At 44.3% G+C, this 21,559-nt stretch carries 17 protein-coding genes; 5 read left to right on the top strand and 12 right to left on the bottom strand.

What is annotated here, in order from left to right:
• Positions 1–435 precede the first annotated feature (435 nt).
• The 9 genes from tal to QUB51_RS18820 all read right to left on the bottom strand — a co-directional run bounded on the left by tal (position 436) and on the right by QUB51_RS18820 (position 11,199).
• The gene (tal, locus tag QUB51_RS18780; protein ID WP_333207695.1) at positions 436–1,590 is read right to left on the bottom strand and encodes a transaldolase; all 1,155 of its coding nucleotides are present in this window, start codon (positions 1,588–1,590) and stop codon (positions 436–438) included.
• A 207-nt stretch (positions 1,591–1,797) separates the two neighbouring features.
• On the bottom strand, positions 1,798–2,871 hold the full coding sequence (gene fbp, locus QUB51_RS18785) for a class 1 fructose-bisphosphatase (RefSeq protein ID WP_333055738.1): 1,074 nt from the start codon (positions 2,869–2,871) through the stop codon (positions 1,798–1,800).
• A gap of 342 nt (positions 2,872–3,213) precedes the next feature.
• Positions 3,214–4,248, bottom strand: a complete 1,035-nt coding sequence (locus tag QUB51_RS18790; RefSeq protein ID WP_333259906.1) for a hypothetical protein — start codon at positions 4,246–4,248, stop codon at positions 3,214–3,216.
• A gap of 12 nt (positions 4,249–4,260) precedes the next feature.
• Complete coding sequence (locus QUB51_RS18795; protein WP_333259908.1) at positions 4,261–5,901, bottom strand: hypothetical protein; 1,641 nt, start codon at positions 5,899–5,901, stop codon at positions 4,261–4,263.
• Positions 5,902–5,913: 12 nt separating this feature from the next.
• Positions 5,914–7,428, bottom strand: coding sequence for an ATP-binding protein (locus QUB51_RS18800; protein ID WP_333259911.1), 1,515 nt, complete (start codon positions 7,426–7,428; stop codon positions 5,914–5,916).
• 37 nt (positions 7,429–7,465) lie between these two features.
• Positions 7,466–8,191 (bottom strand): DUF6884 domain-containing protein, encoded by a 726-nt coding sequence (locus tag QUB51_RS18805; RefSeq protein WP_333259914.1) that lies wholly within the window; start codon positions 8,189–8,191, stop codon positions 7,466–7,468.
• Positions 8,192–8,422: 231 nt separating this feature from the next.
• On the bottom strand, positions 8,423–9,622 hold the full coding sequence (locus QUB51_RS18810; RefSeq protein ID WP_333251557.1) for an ISAzo13 family transposase: 1,200 nt from the start codon (positions 9,620–9,622) through the stop codon (positions 8,423–8,425).
• 82 nt (positions 9,623–9,704) lie between these two features.
• On the bottom strand, positions 9,705–10,004 hold the full coding sequence (locus QUB51_RS18815; RefSeq protein ID WP_333259917.1) for a hypothetical protein: 300 nt from the start codon (positions 10,002–10,004) through the stop codon (positions 9,705–9,707).
• Entirely contained in the window at positions 9,979–11,199 is a 1,221-nt protein-coding gene (locus QUB51_RS18820) for a phytochelatin synthase family protein (protein WP_333259919.1), read from the bottom strand. Before QUB51_RS18820 ends, QUB51_RS18815 begins: the two co-directional genes overlap by 26 nt.
• Positions 11,200–11,632: 433 nt before the next feature.
• On the opposite strand from QUB51_RS18820, the gene QUB51_RS18825 reads away from it, so the two are divergent.
• From QUB51_RS18825 to QUB51_RS18835, 3 genes are all read left to right on the top strand, one after another.
• A complete protein-coding gene (locus QUB51_RS18825) occupies positions 11,633–11,812 on the top strand; it encodes a hypothetical protein (RefSeq protein ID WP_333207688.1) in 180 nt (59 codons plus the stop codon).
• Between the two features lie 596 nt (positions 11,813–12,408).
• A complete protein-coding gene (gene exaC, locus QUB51_RS18830) occupies positions 12,409–13,929 on the top strand; it encodes an acetaldehyde dehydrogenase ExaC (RefSeq protein ID WP_333055730.1) in 1,521 nt (506 codons plus the stop codon).
• Positions 13,930–14,096: 167 nt separating this feature from the next.
• Positions 14,097–14,441 (top strand): DUF779 domain-containing protein, encoded by a 345-nt coding sequence (locus QUB51_RS18835; protein ID WP_333055729.1) that lies wholly within the window; start codon positions 14,097–14,099, stop codon positions 14,439–14,441.
• Between the two features lie 323 nt (positions 14,442–14,764).
• Here the strand turns inward: QUB51_RS18835 and QUB51_RS18840 are convergent, their stop codons facing one another.
• On the bottom strand, positions 14,765–15,316 hold the full coding sequence (locus QUB51_RS18840) for a DUF2854 domain-containing protein (protein ID WP_333055728.1): 552 nt from the start codon (positions 15,314–15,316) through the stop codon (positions 14,765–14,767).
• 80 nt (positions 15,317–15,396) lie between these two features.
• Between QUB51_RS18840 and QUB51_RS18845 the strand changes: the two genes are divergently transcribed.
• Both QUB51_RS18845 and QUB51_RS18850 read left to right on the top strand, forming a co-directional pair.
• Complete coding sequence (locus QUB51_RS18845; protein WP_333055727.1) at positions 15,397–15,897, top strand: hypothetical protein; 501 nt, start codon at positions 15,397–15,399, stop codon at positions 15,895–15,897.
• 202 nt (positions 15,898–16,099) lie between these two features.
• Positions 16,100–16,270: a hypothetical protein gene (locus QUB51_RS18850; protein ID WP_333055726.1), complete on the top strand. Its 171-nt coding sequence runs from the start codon at positions 16,100–16,102 to the stop codon at positions 16,268–16,270.
• 228 nt (positions 16,271–16,498) lie between these two features.
• On the opposite strand, the gene ppk1 is transcribed toward QUB51_RS18850, so the two are convergent.
• Both ppk1 and QUB51_RS18860 read right to left on the bottom strand, forming a co-directional pair.
• A complete protein-coding gene (ppk1, locus tag QUB51_RS18855; protein ID WP_333055725.1) occupies positions 16,499–18,682 on the bottom strand; it encodes a polyphosphate kinase 1 in 2,184 nt (727 codons plus the stop codon).
• 452 nt (positions 18,683–19,134) lie between these two features.
• Positions 19,135–21,558: a HEAT repeat domain-containing protein gene (locus tag QUB51_RS18860; protein ID WP_333207687.1), complete on the bottom strand. Its 2,424-nt coding sequence runs from the start codon at positions 21,556–21,558 to the stop codon at positions 19,135–19,137.
• Position 21,559 lies beyond the last annotated feature (1 nt).

Genomic DNA, 21,559 nt, shown 5'->3' on the forward strand with positions numbered 1-21,559 from the left:
GGGATTTGATTTTCCTCTGTCGGATTTTTGAGACCAATTGGTCTCAAATTTTCCCGGTTTGAGATTCAAAACTCAGCGCCAAGAGCCAAAGTAATCGGGATTTGATTTTCCTCTGTCGGATTTTTGAGACCAATTGGTCTCAAATTTTCCCGGTTTGAGATTCAAAACTCAGCGCCAAGAGCCAAAGTAATCGGGATTTGATTTTCCTCTGTCGGATTTTTGAGACCAATTGGTCTCAAATTTTCCCGGTTTGAGATTCAAAACTCAGCGCCAAGAGCCAAAGTAATCGGGATTTGATTTTCCTCTGTCGGATTTTTGAGACCAATTGGTCTCAAATTTTCCCGGTTTGAGATTCAAAACTCAGCACTCAAGAGCCAAAACAATTATCTATTCCGACTCCTAAATGCTTCTGCCTTTAAGGATACAGATATCTGTCTAGGCGACGGGTGACAACTTCTGCACTTTCTCTTGCAAGGAATCCATCAGGGATTGGAACGGGGTGACGAATTTATCAATCCCGTCCAAGAGCAAGTCTGCCATCACTTGATCCAAGTTGATGTCAATGTCGGGATCTTTGAGACTTTCGATCAGCGTGTAAGCTTCTGCAACGTTGTTCTCAATCCGGGGTGCGACATCGCAGTGATCGAAACAAGCTTCAACGGTGTTCGGCGGCAAAGTGTTAACCGTGTCCGGGCCGATTAGTTCATCGACGTACATGACATCGCTGTAGTTGGGGTTTTTGGTGCTGGTGGAAGCCCACAGCAAGCGCTGTACTTTCGCTCCCTTGGCCGCTAATGCTTGCCAGCGATCGCTCGCTACGATCTCTTTATACTTCTGGTAAGCTACCTTCGCATTGGCGATCGCCACTTTCCCTTTCACCGCTTCCAGTTTGGCTTTGGTGGAAATATCCGTGACATTTTTGAGTTTCTCATCAATCTTGCCATCGACATTGATGTCGATCCGGCTCAAGAAGAAACTGGCAACAGAAGCAATATTGCTCACATCCAAACCTTTAGCCACCCGCGCTTCCAAACCGCGAATGTAAGCCCAGAAAGTTTCGACGTAGCTGTCAACCGAGAACAGCAAAGTCACGTTAACGTTAATCCCTTCGCTGATGACTCGCTCGACTGCGGGCAAACCTTCAGCGGTTCCCGGAATCTTAATCATCACGTTTTCTTTGCCAAGGGCTTTGTAATAGCGCAGGGCTTCGCTAATCGTGCTTTCTGTGTCGTTGGCGATCGTCGGTGGCACTTCAATGCTAATGTAGCCGTCCAAACCCTTCGACTCTGCGTAAACTGGGGCGAAGATGTCGCAAGCGTTGCGGATATCTTCAAATACCAGAGATTCGTAAATCTCCATTACAGATTTACCCGCCCGGATGCCCGCTTCGATATCCGCGTCGTAAATCACATTACCCGCGATCGCTTTCTCAAAAATAGCCGGATTAGATGTAATCCCGCGCAGTCCCCGACTTTCAATCATCTGTTTGAGTTCGCCGGACTCGATCAGATCGCGAGTCAAATTGTCCATCCAGATACTTTGGCCAATTTCTTTGATTTCTAACAGGTGATTCGTTGGTGTTGCTGTCATTACTGTAACTCCTACAATTTGATAGCTGTTAATTGGGACTTGGAAATTGGAAATTGAAAATTGAAAAGTGGTAATTGAAAATTGGCAATGGGGAATTGGTAATTGGGAGTCGAAAGTTATAAGTTAAAACCCTCTTCCTTCTTCCTGACATCCGTTACATCCGTTACATCCGTTACATCCCGTACATTGCTCGTTGCCGAACTTCCTTCACTTTTGGACTGTTCTAGGATTGCGCGATCGATCTTGAATAAAAGACTCCACCATTGCTACATTTTCTTTACTGCCGACAATCAAGGGCGATCGCTCATGCAGTTTGGTCGGCACAACGTCTAAAATGTCTTGAACTCCCGTACTGGCGCGCCCGCCGGCTTGCTCCATCAAAAACGCCAAAGGAGCCGATTCGTAGAGCAAACGCAATTTGCCCTCGGGGTTTTTCACCGTTCCGGGGTACAAAAACACGCCTCCCTGGAATAAAATCCGGTGGAAATCTCCCACCAAAGCCCCACCGTACCGGGCGCTGTAGCCTTCGCTGCGGTGTACGTAGCGAATGTAGTCTCTCAAAGATTCCTCCCACTGCCAGAAGTTGCCTTCATTAACGCTGTAAATCGGGCCGCGATCGGGAACCTTAATGTTTTCGTTAGCTAGAATAAACTCGCCCAAACTGGGATCGAGGGTAAAGGAATGAACACCCTGACCGATCGAATAAACCAGCATGGTACTGGGGCCGTAGAGTACATAGCCAGCGGCAATTTGTTTGTGTCCATGTTGCAGCAAGTCGGAAGCAGAACCATCTTCATCGTCCCCCTCTTGCTTGCGGATGCTGAATATGGAGCCGACATTGAGATTGATGTCAAGATTGGAAGAACCGTCTATGGGGTCGTAGAGCAGACTGTAACGTCCGATCGGACAATTTTCGGGAATGTAATAGGGTTTTTCCATTTCCTCCGAAGCCAAGCGGCAGACAAGTCCGCTTTGCTGGAATACCGAGATAAACACTTCATTGGCATAGATATCCATCTTTTTGACGGATTCTCCCTGCACGTTCGTAGCCCCTGTAAACCCTAAAGCATCTTCCATTAACCCGGCTCTGCTGAGCCGCCTTGCGATCAGCTTGGCAGCTAGTCCGATGCGATTCATCAGAGCGCTGAGATCCTGAGCATCTGCACTAAAGCTGTGAAGTTGCTGGAGTACGTGACGAGATAGGGTTGTGCAATCGCGGTCTAAGGATTGCACCTGATCGATCGGGCCCAAGCGGGTTTCCCCTGTCGGCGCGTTTACCATGATTTTGATGTCCTCCCTGTCTTGCGGCTCTGGATTTGGGTTCGATGGAGTCCTTGACACTTGCCCCTGAATCGGCTATGTGACCGATCGTCCCCCAACTTCTATCTTAGGAAGGGTTTTGCCAAAGGGCGTCGAACTTTAGGTGAATTTTAGATCCGCATCGAAAATTGAGGAGTTCGATCGACTGTTGAGCCGGGAATTGTATCCAAAATCACTAAATTTTTGATTTACCGCAGAGGACGCTCTTGGCGCAGAGCGAGAAAAGAAAGTGTTGGGTTCGGGATTTAGGTTTGCTGTATAGCAGAAAACCAACAAAAGTTATTAATCTCAGCTCGCTTAGCTTTATTTTTGATTATTTTCAACTATTTTAGCAATCAGTGGACGATAAATGGTGTTATCTAAGTGTCCCTTGTACCACTCCTTATAATCTCCACTATTATATAAATGTTCTTCAATCAGTCGAGCCTCTTCCAGTAGTATCCACAAGTTATGAGTAGCTCGATTACAAAAACCTTCCATACCACTTATTTTAAGTCCATTTAATTTATACTGACGACAAGCTGGACATAGACACTCCTCTAGTTTTTTTTCTTCTTCTTGACTGACTTGACGACCCCTCCAGTTACCTAAAGGAGCCACAATTCGCTCTCCGGTTCCAGGCAATTGTATCATCCCCCGCGCCGCCCGACTGCGCCAACCGCTTGAGTCTACTGAGTTAATGCTCAATAAAGCGGCTAAATGTATAGTTGCTGTGCCACCAATGCCAAAAACATGAAGTTTTGTATTTTTAAATTCTTCGCGTATATGTTGAATGCTAGATAGAATTTTCTGATAAGGTATTGCTTTAGGAGCGCGTAGTAAATTTGGTACAATGCCACCCAAAGCAATATATGGTTTTGCTAAGAATTCCTTATGTGCTTTGATTTCATTTACATAATCTTCAAGCAATTCGCTAATGTGAATAACAGGAATGTATGATGGATGGTCTTTATAAGCCAGATTCATTTCCATTGTGCGCTTAAAACATTGTTTCTGCTCCTTAAATGTCATTTTGGGAGTAGGAATAAAGTCTTGAGGAATTGGATACCAGTCTGGTTTAGCTTTTTCTACAAACTCTTCATACTCTTTTCTTGGCGTTTCACCATCACGTTTTATAAAGTAAAAAGCACCGTTATCAAGATAAATTTGAACCTGAGTAGGAATACCCAGAGATTCGTGCAGTCCCTTTTCCATTGCCTCACGCCTGCGTTTAGGCATTTTGTGAAAATCGGCGTAGGAAATCATTACCGCGTGTAGCTGGGGAAGGTAATACTCTGAGGTGCTATCCCATACACGCGGTTTTATTCCCTTTAAACTAATGCCGGCGACGATTTTCACAGTTGATATTCCTTATACAATTTCTGACAGAAAAGTTTTATATCGAGACATAAGTAACTGTTTAGTGTGTTGAGTTAAATATTCACCAATATTTTTTGATTCGCGGTGAGCTTGCATAGTAACTCTTGGGATCAGATAAATAATGGCTTCTTCGTCTGGAGACATAGAAAATGAATGTTCATTGTCAGCGAATACGCCTGAATAGTGTATAGCAGTAAGAATTTTTTGTGCTACGCTTGTTGCTGAACCTAGAGAAGCATCGTGGAAAAATTCATAGCGAGGTAAAAGTTGACTGGGACTTTTGGAATGCCCCATAAAAAACATATACACATGAAAAATATTACACAACTCACGATAGGGACTAATGTTAAAATCATGTATTTTTTCATAGCGATTAAAATAGGAATCCAGAGCCTGAAGATTAGCTTTTTCATTCAAAGCTGCTCTTGTCGTAAAAGAACGACGAATTAAACAAGTAGCAATGGTTTCTGTTAAATCCTTTTTAAACCTATAACCCCCCAATAATAATGTCATCATCTGACCATCATTAAGAGTATAATTACCTGTTTCCCAATCGGGATCTATTTCCTTGGTAATATACCAGTCTAAAATAGCACTATATACTTTTAGTTGGACATTTTTTGACACACCACAGTAAATTGTTTTGTAAGCTCTAGCGCAGTGAAGACAGTTCAAAAGTTCTCGGATAGCTTCACGAGTAAACTCACCTCGTCTGTTGTCTATTAAGAAGTTATCTAAGTAGGCATCTTGTGGAAACAAACTACCATCTCTAAGAATTATGTCAGGGCGATCTTTATCCGCATTTAACAAGTATTGATGATCGAATTTATATTGACCAACATCCATAGCAGAAGCAGTACATCGTTGATAGTCTTCGGGTTCTAATTCATCTTCATAAGATGGATCAATTAGCATCCACCTAATTAATTCTTGGTCGGGTTGAGGATTAAATCTGGGCAGATCAAATTCTGCTTTTCCATTTTTTACCCTCAAAATAGCACCAACAGCATTGTTCAGCACAAAAGGAACAGTTCGCGTGAAAAAACGGGCACGAGTAGGAACTGAACTACGATGTTGACTGACATCAGAAGAGGCGATAATTAGGTTACGTTTCCAGTCTGTATTGTCAGCAGTAATCAGATTAAGAAAATTTTCTCCTACTATATGGCTTTCTAAATGTTGCTCTACTAATTTAGTATTGATATCAACTCTCCATTGACCACTTCCTTTAGGGGGATCATATATTTTTACTTGTTCCTTTGTCATTCCCAATCCCCGAATAGCTACCTGTTTTAATAAACGAGCTAATCTCGGTGATTTGGGTGAATTTTCCTCTATTTGATGTTTAATATCCAGTAAGAAATCTAAGTAGAGTTGCTTAGCGTTTGTTGTCAGTAGTTTTTCCCGTGCTTTTTTAAGCGTACTTTTCCAGGCTTTCTGCGAAGCAACTATTTTTCTAACATATTCAGCCGTTATTTCTACAGGATCGTAGCTATTATTGATAACCTGCTCACGAGTTAGAATTTTATGTGAATCCGAATTAATGATTGAATCCCACTCAAGATTTAGTTCCAACTGCTGATATTGGCTAGCTTCGGTATTGTTGGATTTGGATTGACGCTTTCTAGGCATAAATTCTATTCCTTATAATTTCAATTCTTCAATTACTGGTATCCATTTCTCTTGCATATCTTGAAAAACATTCGGTGTTTTTCCTCCTTCTGAATCTTTCGTTTCGCGCTCCCTAATTCTTACTGGAATCGTATGCTTAACACTTTCATAAGTACCTGAAAGCAAACAAGTACCGCGTGGCATCTTAGGTAGGGCGCGTAACATTTCTTCAGAGGCATCTGACTTTACGCCCCGAATGGCATCAAGTTGATCTGGTTCTAACGCAAACACCAGTCTTGTATTACACTGACGGATAATACTTCTATCAATATCAATAGGGCTTTGTGTCATTAATACCATACAGATGCCGTGATGTCTTCCGATTCGTACACCTTCTCGTATTATTTGTTTGCAAGAGCTACCCTCACCTTGTGGTACAAACAAGTGAGCCTCATCAACAACCGCCACATAAGGTGGAATATGATTGTGAAGTCGCAGGTTTTGGAGCTCTCGAAGTACAGCAGTTGCAATAGGTTGAAGTTGAGAAGATGTTAAACGCTTACAATCAATTGCTAAGCAAGGCACCATTAGTTTACGCCAATCAGCCCTATTAATACCATTTCCAAAAATAGGGTTTCGCTTGAGAGAGCCTACACGACTAATTGCCATGTTCACACTTGGCGTGTTATTAGTTAGCTGAGGTCCAATAATCTTCATTCGTTCTAGTAAGTCATCTATAGAAAATTTAGCAATATTGTCAGCAACAAGTTCTATTTGCAACTCACTAAATGCACGACTGGCAATGTCTTTCTGTAACTCGGTTGTCGCTGCCGGAAGAAGATCCAAAAGTTCACTTTCACTTAACGAGGAAATGCGAATAGTAAAGTCATGACCTGGGCGTTTTACAGTTCCATCTAACTTAGTTACAAGTTGTGAATATTCGTCTTGTGTATCAATAAAAATAATAGGGAGCTTATGTTTAATCAGTTCTTCTGCTATTACACCCATTGCATAACTTTTACCACTCCCTGTAGTTCCACCTATAAAAAAGTGACGCTGAATAGCCTCACGTTTGAGAATAATTTTTGTTTTTGTACCACTTACTGTTTCACCAATGTACAAACCTTCAGATGGCTCTGTCTCCATACCCAAAACACGGACGGTTTCATCACTATCAGCGATAAAGACATCCGCGCCTGCGTTGGGCAGATTTTGTGGCGCTCTGATTTCTGTAGGAGTAATTTCCTCTATTAATTCAGCTTCAACAACCCGAAAGATATCTGTGCTATATTCTTCTTTTGGGTGAACTTGTCGCCCACCTACATGATCGCTGATATTAACATTAACTGCACTTTGATATGGGTTGTTCTCGTAACCGCTTTGAATTCGACCAATTAGGATGGTTTTTTCACTTCTGGACACGGGAATCCGCACAAGGGTTCCTGGTTTTACATCTTGTTTAGCTTTTAATTTAATGCGTACAGTTTCAAAGCTTGGAGTTTCATTATCAGAAATAACTGTGCCAATTGATGAAGGTTTCCTACTCATTTTTTAACTCCAAAATATACATTTAATGATGACGCAACTATTCTGCATAGACTGCTATCCCCAGTTGTTGGAGCATTCGCCTAGCCGCACTGGAATGAAAAGCGCTGACAGGTAATCCTGTCAACAGACTCACCACCCACTTCGGAGATACCCGCCGATCGCCCACTAGCACGTACCATGACTGATAGCTAGCAGGGTTGCCCTTACCTTCCACCAACGCCTGACGCGCTACATCAAGCACTTCTGCTGCTGTCATTACCACCTCAATTCCCTTGAGGCAAGCTTTTCCTTGCAAGTCGATCGCCTGTCTGCTAGCTAGTTCCGGGGGCTTTCCGTACAGCCAATCATGCAAGGTTGCCAGCTTTTTACCCAAGGAGCCTGTAGCAATTCGCACAGCTAATCCTGATTTAATTAGCATATCGTATTTATCCAGTGCCAGCAAATAATCTCGACCCAGACAAATGCAAAGTTTTTGGTATGACTTTGCGCTAAGGATATCCTCAAATTTGGCTATGACCTCTGCCTGCAATTGACGCGATCGCATTTTTGTCATTCGTTGGTCATAATTTGGAATCAGATAGTCACTCGGTATCAAGCCAAACTTAGCTGACAAAATATATATCTCTAACGGTGCTGATGGTTGTTTCCGCAGAAAACGACGCAGCAAACGGAATGTTGGGCCATCATAGCGCTCAATAGCAGGCAGCGACTCAGTATCCAAACGTTTACGCTGGGAGCAAGCCAAAATTAGCAGATGTCGCAAATTCAGAACTCACTATATATTCTTAATGTTATTTACACATTATTCTATTTCGCCTCTCCCGGATGCTTGGTGTAAAAAGTAGCAAGCAATACAAGGTTTTGGAACAATGAAGGCTTAAAACCTTGATTCAGCTAGATTATGACGTTGCGTTATGACCACAATTACGGAAAAACCGATTTTTTTTCAAGCTAACTCAACTAAGAGACCTCCACAAAAAGAATGATCCAATAGCTATGTGGGTTTAGCGAAAATTTCTACAAACCATTTGTGAAGATTGGGGAGACGATGAATCTGGGTTTCAATTTCTGCCATAGCTAACTCCGAAACTTTAACTCCTGTGGAGTAAATTGTTTCTACCAATGTCACCACTGGATTTTTATCCTTAAATGTGAGAGTTTTGGCGAAATTTATAACAGTCTCAACAGTGTCAAGTAAACTACCATTCCAATGCTTTTCTAACCAACCAAAACAACGTTCTATTGGGTTATATTTACTATGATAGGGCGGATAATAAGCTAATTGTAACGTCAGTTGAGATTGTTGGGAAAAATCTAAAATTCGTTTCATAAACTGAGTACGACGAGAATGATTTTCCGGTCCATTATCCTGATTGATGACCAATTTTTGAATGTGATTAAAACGGTGTTTAACAGTTTGCCACCAACTTTCAAGTAAGTCAACTATACAATCAGCCGTCAACTTAGAAGTAACGAAGAATAAAAATAACTCATTGTACTCAGGCAGAAAAATACCATAGGGAATCACACTTGATTGAGTCGAAAAATCGTGGTCAACTGCAATAGTTGGCGTCCGATTTTTACCACCTCTATCAAATTCTCCAATCTTGACGGAAGCTTTGGCATCAATGGAAATTCGGAGAGTATTAGGGTTATTATCGGCTGCTGTATTGACTTGTTCAAGTTGTTCAAAAATGGCTGATGTCTCGGGGATTTTTTTGACTGGTTTAGTTTTCAAAACTCGTTTTAAGGTATAACCCAAATCATTCAATCTTCTTCTAATTGTTTCGGCGCTCGGTAGTTCTTCATCACTATAACCAAATTGTTTAATTAATTGACGACGGACTTCATTGGCAGTCATGCGCGTATATAATCGTGTACTCTTAAAGCTAGGATCAGTTTGACTGTGTGGGTCTACTAACGATGTAATATCTTTCAATAAGTTGGGTAATTTTGTTTCAACCCGCTTTCGTCCACTGCGCTTGAAACCATCGACAATTGGCTCACCACTTTTCAATTCTTTCATCCCTTTACGGATGGTCCGTCTATTCCATCCTAACTCCCGTTCTACTAACGTTTGTCCACCTATTCCTAAATCTTTGACTACCGATGCCATGAATTGTCGTCTGTCTGTCCCCTTGAGTTTTTTAGCTGTTTCGATGTAAAGAGATTTGGCGTGTTCGGTCAGTTTCATGATAGATTTTAGAGACATAAGATAGGCTGCACACTGAAATTATATTTTGACTATTATAGGATCAATCATTCTGTGGCGTTCTCTAACTGCAGATTGGCGCGCCTTGAGTGTCAAGCCCGATCGCCCTTACATCAGCCTTTACCCCAAATTCCATCCAAGCAGCAGCCATCGCTTTCTCAACCGCATCAGCATTAGTAACATCCATTAAAGCTAAAAGTGTTGGCCCGGCACCGCTAATTACCATTCCATAGGCCCCTGCATTCAGGGCAGCTTGTTGCACTGCTTCATATCCCTGAATCAGAGATTGGCGGTAAGGCTGGTGAATTTTGTCTTGGAGGGCGCAGCGCAGCCAGTTTTCATTCCCAGTTTCCCAAGCCCGCACTAGGGATATTACACTGATGTGCCTTTGAATATAAAATGTAAAACTCCTGGAGTGCTGACATTTGTTCTCTCAATCTAGATATCTCTACATCCAAGGGAGGGAGTAGTTTCTCAAGGTGGCGAACCTCACTAAACCACAGTCGTAACTCGGGTTTGAGAGTTGCATAGAGCGTTTCGGGGCACGACAGTAATATTGCTGTTATTATCTCTGCTACGAATGGCTGTTGCGGCCACTTCCCTACAACAGACATTGCATCCCAGTCATCGCTTGACAAGCATTGGTGAACAATATCAAACAGTGAATTTAACTGAATAGCTGCCCGTAATTTCTCAAGTGTCTCTGCCGTTTCTGACGAGGTATGCAGCATAGTTGTGAATTCAACAGGCCAATGGTGCAGAAGGGTACTGACAAATGAAGCAATTGAATCAGGTTGCTCTTTTCTCACAATGTCGGGGAGTATTTCTGCAAAGTAAGTAGCAACACTACCCCACTGATGTAAATCACAAGCAACATGAAAAAAGGTTTCTGGCAACCTTTCACTCTTCTGCAAGGAAATATAACCTCGACATTGATTAGTGACGGAATCGAGAGGTTCAAATGCTTGCCATAACAAAGGCAGAGAAACCCAGTGAGGTGGATATTTGAAACGGGCAACATCCAGCAGAAGAACTAGATCCCGCTGTGGATGATAGCCACCAATTGGTGAGAAGTGACCATCACCGGTTTGTCCCAATACCTTTCGGCTGTAGGAAACAACTAGATGAATATCACCTGATGCCGCAGTCACCTCCTCAACAGCTTGCCGAAAGTTTTCCAAGCTGCTTTGGTGGTAACGGTTAGGTTTTACAACAGCACCGTTGCAACGTGCTATACAGACAAACTCATCAAAGGTGATACCGTTTTCTTTAATGACCCAAAGAGGTAAGCAACAGTCTAAAAATTCCTCTCCATACCATCTCCACACCCCTTTCCAAATGCGACCCGGATCGATGGATAAGGCATTAAGAACAACAACTAAACTACCCAATCCACAAAAAGCGGGTTCTGCTTGAGTGTGAAACTGTTCCGCTAGAGCAAAATACCCTTCCATACCTCCCAATGCCAAGGCTTCTCGAAATATTTGCTTTCCCTCTACGGAGGAAAAGGCAATAGCAGAATCGGGGAGTGAACGACGATAAAACCCTTGAGCAGACATTGAGTGTTTTAACCCTTATTGCTGATGGTGCTAATAAATATTATGCAAAATCGTCACATTGATAATGATGAATGCACTTATTTACTATTTTTTTCAATTTTAGCAATAAAACGCTGCGATGGTTTGAGTTTTGGGGTGCAAATTTAAAAAACGTGATTATTTGTGACGGACGGCTAGGCATCAAGGTGAGGAAATAATTCGGCTATTTGCCACAGATTGAGCGGTAGGCAGCTTGGATTAATCTCACAGCACCCTTCTCAAGAACAGGCTTTCCGGCCTGTTCCACAAAGAGTGAATTTTCTTGTGGAACAGGCCGGAAAGCCTGTTCATAAAAGCTTATTGAGAATGGTGCAACATCTCTGATAAATGAAACTTTTATGAATAGCCTTAATTACGCGATGTTTTATAAGAGTCGGATCAAAAGTTGTAATAGTTGCAATCACTCAAATTTAAGTCGGTGATTTGGATTGGCACTAAAGTGGTCGATGCTCAGGAGATTTATATTGAGGTTGCTGATAACGATATGGGAATTACCAAATACCTTACAGCCCCCATTTTGGCTCCATTTTTGGTTGGCACCACCCGCCATTCGTCAAAAATTACTATCAGCTAGCGGATGTTTTTATAGCAGCACAAAGGAGAGCTGCATCACAGTTAATTAATAGTGTTTGCCGTTGGGTGGGGGCGGGTTTTTGAGATTGTTGGTTTTAGCCAGAGATTGTTGGTGAACCCGCCCCTACAGGGACTGCAAAATAATTTAAAAATGTAAAATTTTGTATATGAACTGACCGAACTTATCGAAAATAGACGAGAATTGAACAGTTAATTAATAGTGTTTACCGTTGGGTGGGGGCGGGTTTTTGAGATTGTTGGTTTTAGCCAGATATTGTTGGTAAACCCGCCCCTACAGGGACTGCGAAATAATTTAAAAATGTAAAACCTCGTATATAAACTGACCGAAGAGAGCGAAAATAAACGATACTGGAACAGTTAATTAATAATAGTGTTTACCGTAGGGTCGAGGCGGGTTTTTGAGATGGTTTGTTTTAGCCTCAGATTGTTGGTGAACCCGCCCCTACAGGGACTGCAAAATTTTGGAAAAATGTAAAATTTTGTATATGAACTGACCGAAGTTGCGGAAAATAGACGATAGTTGATATGCAAGAGATTTCAATTGCCAGCGAAAACAAATTTTAATCAGGTAATAAAATGGTAGTAGCAGCACCTGTTCAATCCGGCAGTCAGTCGATTTTTCAAACTCGCTACGACAACTTTATCGGCGGCAAGTGGGTGCCACCGGTGAAAGGGAAATACTCGGAAAACCTGTCTCCAATTACAGGAAAATCAATTTGTCAAATCCCCCGATCGACCGCCGAGGATGTAGAATTGGCACTGGATGCCGCCCACGCCGCGAAAGACAAGTGGGGTAAGACTTCCCCAGCCGATAGGGCGCGGGTTTTACACAAAATAGCCGATCGCATCGAAGAAAACCTCGATCGCCTCGCCATCGCCGAAACCTGGGACAACGGCAAACCAATTCGCGAAACCCGCCTCGCAGACATACCGCTGGCGATCGACCATTTCCGCTACTTCGCAAGCTGCATCCGAGCTCAAGAAGGGTCGATCGGCGAACTCGACGGAACAACAGTCGCCTACCACTTCCACGAACCCCTAGGCGTCATCGGACAAATCATCCCGTGGAACTTCCCGATATTAATGGCCGCCTGGAAACTCGCCCCAGCCCTCGCCGCCGGAAACTGCGTCGTGCTCAAACCAGCAGGCCCCACCCCCGCCTCAATCTTGGTACTGATGGAAATCATCGCCGACTTAGTACCAGACGGCGTTATCAACGTAATAAACGGGCCCGGCGCCGAAATCGGCAAAACCCTCGCCACCAGTCCCCGGATTGCCAAAGTCGCCTTCACCGGGGAAACCACCACCGGCAGGCTAATCATGCAATACGCCTCCCAAAACGTCATCCCCGTCACCCTAGAACTAGGTGGCAAATCTCCCAACATTTTCTTTGAAGATATCTGCGCCCAAGACGACGAATTCCTCGACAAAGCAGTCGAAGGATTAGTCATGTTTGCATTTAATCAAGGCGAAGTGTGCACCTGTCCCTCCCGCGCCTTAATTCAGGAGTCAATCTACGATCGATTCATGGAAAGGGCGATCGATCGCATCCGCCAAATCAAACAAGACAACCCCTTAGATCCGACAACCGCCCTCGGCGCGCAAGTCTCCATCAACCAGATGGAAAAAATCGCCGAATACGTCAAAATCGGTCACGCCGAAGGCGCAGAATGCCTCATTGGTGGCGAAAGAAACATCTTATCCGGCGACTTGCAAGACGGCTATTACTTCCAGCCAACAGTCTTCAAAGGAAACAACAAAATGCGAATTTTCCAAGAAGAAATCTTCGGCCCAGTATTAGCAGTAACCACCTTCAAAGACGAAGCCGAAGCATTAGAAATTGCCAACGATACCCTCTACGGTTTAGGTGCCGGAGTTTGGACTCGCGACATCAACACCGCCTACCGCATGGGCCGCGCCGTTCAAGCAGGCCGCGTGTGGACAAACTGCTATCACCTATATCCAGCCCACGCAGCATTCGGCGGCTACAAATCATCCGGTATCGGCCGCGAAAATCACAAAATGATGTTAGATCACTACCAGCAAACCAAGAATTTGTTAGTCAGCTACAGCCCGAAAGCATTAGGTTTCTTCTAAGATTTTAGTCATTGGGAAGAAAGAAAGAAGAAAGACAAACTTCAATGATTCGCGAACTCCTTCTTTCTCTCTTTCCTCTCCTTCTCTGCGCCCTCTGCGCCCTCTGCGGTTTATAAAAAAAAATCTCATTCAAAAACGAAATAAAATTGCTACACAAAGAGACTGCAATGGAAACTGCCAAAGTCACCGCAACAGAAGCCGCTTTAAAATTAATCAACCATCTCAAAACTCAACACGGACAATTGATGTTTCACCAATCCGGCGGCTGCTGCGACGGTAGTTCCCCCATGTGCTTTCCCGATGGCGAATTGATAATCGGTGATGGTGACGTATTGCTGGGCGAAATAGGCGGTTGTCCCTTTTATATTGCAGCGCAGCAATACAAATATTGGCAGCACACGCAGTTAATTATAGACGTGGCATCGGGGCCAGGAGGCAGCGATTTTTCCCTAGAAGGGCCGGAGGGAGAGCGTTTTATTACTCGTTCTCGCTTGTTTGTTAATGCTGATTAACTCTGTTTATCCTTAACTTGCCTGCAGTTTCTCTAAAAACATGAATTTGCTTAAGCCTGAAACCCGGTTTCTTTCATGGCAGCGAAAAAACCTATTTTTATTTAAGTTTTGATCTACAGCAATTTGGTCGCAAATTGCTGTAAGATTGCCGATCACTATTGTAATGAAGGAAAATCCAATTTTGGCGATCGCCCAATTGCGGATTGAGCTTTTGTTGATAGCGACAGGTTTCACGCTGCCGCTAAAATCAGTATCTGAGCCGGTGCAGGATTAATTATTAATTGGCGACTTCAAAATTTCTGCACTCAAAACTTCAGAATACTTTAAACTTGAGTATTTTTAATTAGAGCCAATTCAATTTTGTCACCAGCCTTTTGAGTCACTTGTGCGCGCAAACCGGGCCCAAAAAAAGTAGCTATTTTGTCTTGCTTTTCTTCCCATAAGTCGATCGGCAGTAGTGGCGAATAAAACTCTAAAATTAACCCATAAGCACCATCAACATCAACTTCCCGCAACCCTTGCAGGAGAGGCCGTTCCTCGTCTGTCGGGGCTAAGCCCAAGCGCTCCAAAGCATCATCTAAGTGCGCGGGTTGGCCGTAGCGAAATCGGGTGACATCTTTGCGGACTTGGTTTTGAGTATCTGTGGCCTGACTTTCTCGCAGGAGAAGAACTTCAGCAGAGGTAGGTTCGGTGAACTCCACCGGTTCGAGTTCGGCGGCTTTCAGGGCCAAACCTCCTAGCAACAGCGGAATTCCATAAAAAAAACCGGCTAGGTTCAGGGTAGGTCTGTCTGTGAAGTAGGCTCCGAAACCGACTGCTGCTATAATACCGCCCACAACTAAGGCTAGGTTTGCTAAAGAAATTTTACGTAACATATTAGTGAGGTAAGTAGTCGGACAGAAAAAATATACTTTAATTATTATCTGTCAAAAAGTCTTGAATAAATTTAGTTTTTTTGCCAAAAGACCTGCAAAAACTGCTAGCATCGATGAGCGCGGGAGCGGTGTGCATCCACAGTCTTGTCTCTAGCTTCAGAAGCTTATCCAGCCGGACTCGTCCGGGCGCGCCATTGGTAAATATCCGTGTTAATTGCGCGGCTTTGGTTCCAGAAGGCAATCGAGATCGGCAGTATCATCAAAGTATACAGAGTGGCGATCGCGATCGACACTCTTGCCCTTTCAACCATTTTTCGGACATGATTAAAGACGAAGACAAACAAACTGCTGGAGCAAACAAGGCGGTTCTGGAGCAGATTAACTCGCTCAAGCGCGAAGATGAAAGGCTTTATAATATCTTAGCGATCGATGTCTGGGCCCTAGCCAAGACAATGGATGAATATCAACCGGGATTTTGGGCGGCTTTTATGAAAAACCGGGAGAAAGCCCTGAAGCGATTTTTAGCTGGAATGATGAAAAATAAACCCGCAGATACCAAACGTCCGCCTTTTTTGCGCTAAAATGTGGCTGAAGTTTGGCTGAGGTTTTGATGTACAATCAAACTATAACACAGACCAAAAAATCCTGAGCAGGTTCATCACTTACCATATAAAAACAGTGAAGGATTTGCCCAAAAAGGGATGTCGGTGAATTAAGAATCTCCGTCTGTTCGCAGGGGGGAATGTCAAATATTTTTGTTAATAGTAGCAAAGGCAAAAAACCATGGATGCACAAACACTCAAAGAGCGCGTAGCACAGATCGAAGTCAAGCGGGAATCCCTCGTGCGGCTGTTAGATCGATCGGACTTGGGATCCCTGAGAATAGATGTGAGTCAGGCGATCGAAGAAATTGATGATCTCTTAGAAGAATTCAAGCGTACTTTTAACAGTTAAGTAGTCAGTAGTCATTAGTCAGTAGTCATTAGTCAGTAGTCATTAGTTGTCGCGCATTTAATTTGGATAATTATGTTAGTAAAAATCTTGTGGGGTGGGCATCTTGCCCGCCCCCAAAGTCAAAATTAAATGCAGTACAGCTTAATAGCTAACAAGAACCTACACTGCTAACTGCAAATTTGACAACTGACAACTAATGACTAATGACTAATGACTAATGACTAATAACTAATTCAAAACCATATCCATCAAAATTTGCTGAGAGCTCACCTCCGGGCAATTAGCAGGCGGCCGCCGCTGAGAGTAGTGTCCTGACGGCTGCAAATCCCAAGCTTGGCGGTTGTCAGCCAGCATTACGCCCAAAATTTCTTGCAATTCCTTAGCAATTGTCGGGTCTTCCACTTGAACTATGGCCTCAACCCGTCTGGTGAGATTGCGCTGCATCCAGTCAGCAGAACCAATATACACCTCTTCGTCGCCACCGTTGAAAAAATAAAACATCCGAGAATGCTCTAAAAAGCGGCCGATAATACTGATAACTCTGATATTTTCGCTAACACCTTCAACGCCGGGACGCAAACAGCAAATCCCCCGAATAATCAAATCAATTTTCACTCCCGCTTGGGAAGCTTCGTACAAAGCAACAATGATTTGAGGGTCAACTAAAGCATTCATTTTAGCGACAATGCGGCCACAGCTACCGGTGCCGCCTTCGGCCTGCAAGCGGCAGAAGTCTGCCTCGCGGCGAATTAAAGCTAAAAATCGATCGCGCATATTGACCGGTGCCACCAACAATTTGCGATAAGATACCTGCCGCGAATAACCCGTCAAATAATTAAACAAATCCGTCAAATCCGATCCCAAATCCTCGCGACAACTCAACAAACCCACATCGGTATAGAGTCCGGCTGTTTTGGGATTGTAATTGCCGGTGCCGATGTGGACATAGCGGCGGATGTAATCGTCCTCGCGACGCACTACCATCACAATTTTGGTGTGGGTTTTGAGCCCCACCAAACCGTAAACTACGTGGACTCCAGCTTGTTCTAACTTGCGAGCCCAATTAATATTATTTTCTTCGTCAAACCTAGCTTTGAGCTCTACTAAAACGGCTACCTGCTTGCCGTTTTCTGCTGCTTCAATTAAGGCGCTGACGATCGGCGAATCTCCCGAAGTGCGGTATAAAGTCATCTTAATCGCTAACACAGAGCGATCGTGCGCCGCCTCAGTAATAAACCGCTGTACCGTCGCCGCAAACGAGTGATAAGGATGGTGTAGCATCAAATCCCCCTGGCGGATGGCGGTGAAAATATCCTCGCCCTCCTCAGCATCCAACATTAATTTGCCTAAAATCATTGGTGATTCCGAGTTCCGCAAACGGGGCGGCACAACCGGAGTCCAAGGCGGGTCTTTCAGTTCCGGCACCGGCAGCCCCACAAAAGACATCAAATCCTTGAGGCCTAGCAGCCCCTCTACGACGTAAACATCTTGCTCACCGAGATCCAGCTCTTCCATCAGCATATCTCGCAGTGCAGGTGGCATAATCGCTTGAATTTCCATTCGCACCGCAGAACCTCCAAACCGGCGCTTGCGGAGTTCCTGTTCTATTGCCAACAGCAAATCCTCCGCCTCATCTTCCTCCACCGTCAAATCGGAATTGCGAGTAATGCGGAACGGGTGATATTCCTGAATGTCCATCCCCGGAAACAAAGCTTCTAAATTGTGGGCAATCACCTGTTCTAGGGGCACGCCAGTCCAAACCGGAGATTTGCCCCTCTGCTGCCACTGCAAATCCCCCGGTAGTGGCAAAAACCTCGGCAAAACCTGCGGTACTTTGACGCGGGCAAATAATTCTTCCCGCGTGTCGGGGTCCCTGACTACTACTGCTAAATTGAGGCTGAGATTGGAAAGGTAGGGGAATGGGTGGCTGGGGTCAACTGCTAGGGGAGTGAGTACGGGAAATACTTGTTCTTTGAAGTAGCGATGCAAGTAATTCCGCTGTTCTTGATTGAGGTCAATGTAGTCAAGAATGTAGATGCCGCTTGCTGCTAGTTTCGGCCGCAGGGTTTGCTCAAAATAAGAGTGTTGCTGAGAAACCATTGGCAAAAGTCGCTGGTTAAGGGCATCTAGCTGTTGTTGAGGGGTGCTGCCGTCGGAAGTCAATTTGCTGACTTTTGCTTGTACTTGCTGTTTGAGGGCGGCCACGCGCACCATAAAATATTCGTCTAGGTTGGAGCTAAAAATAGCTAGAAATTTGAGCCTTTCTAGGATGGGCGTGCGGGGGTCGAGAGCTTCGTGAAGCACGCGGTTGTTGAATTCTAGCCAGCTTTGTTCTCGGTTGAAGTAATATTGAGGATCGCTGAGGTTGATTTCAGTGTAGGTTTTGGCGGGGGTCTTTTTTGGTTTGGGCATGGTTTGGGGGAGTCTTTGGGAGGCTCGGTGATGGCATCTCTAAAAATAGTATTGTAGGTTAAAGGATTGGTTCGCATCTGCTTTTGGTCGATCGCACGTTTTTGTAATACCTGTAGGGAAACGGCATTGCCCTTCTTCGTTTCAACTTAAGACTCCAACCTTTGAGAAATCTCCTTTTTACCATAGTCTAGATCCCCCTAAATCCCCCTTAAGAAGGGGGACTTTGATCGGACTCTTGTCCCCCCCTTCTTAAGGGGGGCTAGGGGGGATCGAGATTTAATGGTCAAACAGCAGTCTGTGACTGGGTTTAACGTTAAGTTGTCATGCCTTGGGCACGGTGGGGTGTCCGGCCCCTGGATCGCGAACCCATCCCTCCCATCCAATTCTGTACCGCATTCGGCAAGTCCTCTTGATTTGGCCCAAAACCTGTTAAGGGCAATTCCAGCGGTGGGTTAAGCGTGCCATGCTTGATAAAATTCTGGGTAAGTCATATTTTCGGCACACTCCCAGATGACTCCGTAGCACTTCTCATTGCGACCCAAATTATTTTTGTAGATTTCGGAAGTTAGGCATTTTTTTAAACCTGAAACTGCGGTAGCGAAATGTTTACCTTTCATAATTTTCAGTAAGCTATCTGCCGGGTCAAAAATAGAATATTCAGGGTGATAATTAGGAATCAACTCTATTAAAGTCGCGATCGCAACTGTGTAATATTTCTCTATTTTCCCTAAGCTAGATGCCGCTCGACACAGGGTATCTGCATTACCTGAATTGCCGATTAACTCGACTAAGATGGCGAGCGCTTCAGGACTATCTTTTCCTATTGTCCCTAAGCTAGATGCTGCTTCCCACGGGGTATGTTCATCACCTGAATTGCGGATTAACTCGACTAAAGCGGTGTTCGCTTCCGGGCTATCTTTGCCGATTTTCCCCAAGCTTTCTGCTGCTTGCCGTCGGGTATATTCATTCTGAGAATTAGCGATTAAATCGACTAAAGCGGAGATTGCTTCTGGGCTATCTTTACCGATTTCCCCCAAGCTTCCTGCCGCTAAACGCCGAGTAAATTCATCACCTGAATGGCGGATTAACTCGACTAAAAGGGAAATTGCTTCTGGGCTATCTTTGCCTATTTTGTTTAAACTTGCTGCTGCTGATGACTGGGTTATTTTATTGTTTGAAGTGCGGATTAAATCGCCTAAAGCTGAAATCGCTACTGTGTTACCTTTGTCTATTTTTCCCAAACATTCTGCGGCTCGCCACCGGGTAACTTGATTGCGGGAAGTGCTTATTAACTCGACTAAAGCAGCGATCGCAACAGGGTTATTTTTGCCGATTGTTGCTAATCTTTCTGCCGCTTGATAACGATTATCTTTAGGACGGTAGTTGCGGATTGAATCCAATAAAGTTTCGATCGCTACCGGGTTATCTTTGTCTATCTTACCTAAAATTTCTGCCGCTCGCCCTTGAGTAACTTTATTATCTGAAGTGCGGATTAACTCGACTAAAGCGGCGATCGCAACTGGATTATTTTTGCCTATTTTCACTAAGCTATATGCCACTATTATACAGGTAGGTACGTTAGACCACCCGAAAACCGGGTAGAAACCGTTCTCAACTGAATTGCGGATTAGTTCTACTAAAGCGGCGATCGCTTCTGGGCTATCTTTTCCTATCTTCCCTAAGCTATATGCCGATCGCTTCCAGGTGTTTTTCTCAACTGAAGTGTGAATTAACTCTGCTAAAGCGGAGATCGCTACTGGGCTATCGTTATCAATTTTACCCAAGATATCTGCCGCTTGCCACCGAGTAACTTCATCCTGAGAAGTATTGATTAATTCGACTAAAGTGGCGATCGTGTCTGGGCAATTTTTGCCGATTTCCCCCAAACTTCTGGTCGCTTCCCTCCGGGTATATTCATCACCTGAATTGCGGATCAACTCGATTAAAGCGGAGATAGCCCTTTGGCGATCTGTTTCTTTCAGAACTTCCCTTGCCCTCTCGACAATTGGATCGAGAAATGTCCGCCACTCCTGTTTTTGCTTATTAAAATAACCAAATCCCCAAATAACAATCTGCGACACAATCTCATCAGCAAGACTACAATCTTTAAACTCAGCAATCCCCGCAGCCGCTAGAAAATATGCCCGATATCCATAAAATTTATCCCACCCAACCTTAAACTTAACCAACGCTTTAATAAACGCTTCCTTCTCCTCCTTCCCTACCTCCTCACGCCCCAACCACAGCAAAATAACCTCCTTCCACTGCTTCTCAAAAATGCGATACCTAGCATCAGGATGTTGCGGATTCTTAGGAAAGTGATTCAAGAAAAAGTGCCAATCCTCAACCGCCAACGCCGCAAAATATTCCTGAAACGTCGGATGGTAAAAAGCATAAATCCCCTCCGCCGTCTCCGCATCCCTCGCCACTAAATTCAGCCAACCCAAACGACAAGCTAACTCAAACTGCGATGCACCCATCACCCGATATCCCACACTTTCTCGCAACTGAAACCGGGACGTTTCATTTAACATCCCTGAAAGTGCCAATTTCCCCAAAGCAGCATTCAATTCCTGCTGCTGAATCAAATTCAGGCGCGGTTTTTTCCACTGATACAAAGTTGTCACAAACCGTTGATAAAGCTTCGCCTTAGTATCCGGCAAATCCCCATCCAACGACTGCCAAGTGCCGCACAGCAGCGGGCATCTCAGGGGATTTTTCACTAAATCTCGAATTCGCTCTTTCCCCGGTGCTGCTAATGCTTCGCGTAGCTGTTGAGAAAGATCCTCTCCAGCCCCCCTTGCTAAGGCTACCGTGTACACACAAACCCCTTGATAAGGGGAGGGTTGGGGTGGGGTAAAAAATTTACGATTCATT

Origin of the sequence: Microcoleus sp. AT8-A3 (genome assembly GCF_036705675.1) — a bacterium.
GTDB lineage: Bacteria > Cyanobacteriota > Cyanobacteriia > Cyanobacteriales > Microcoleaceae > Microcoleus.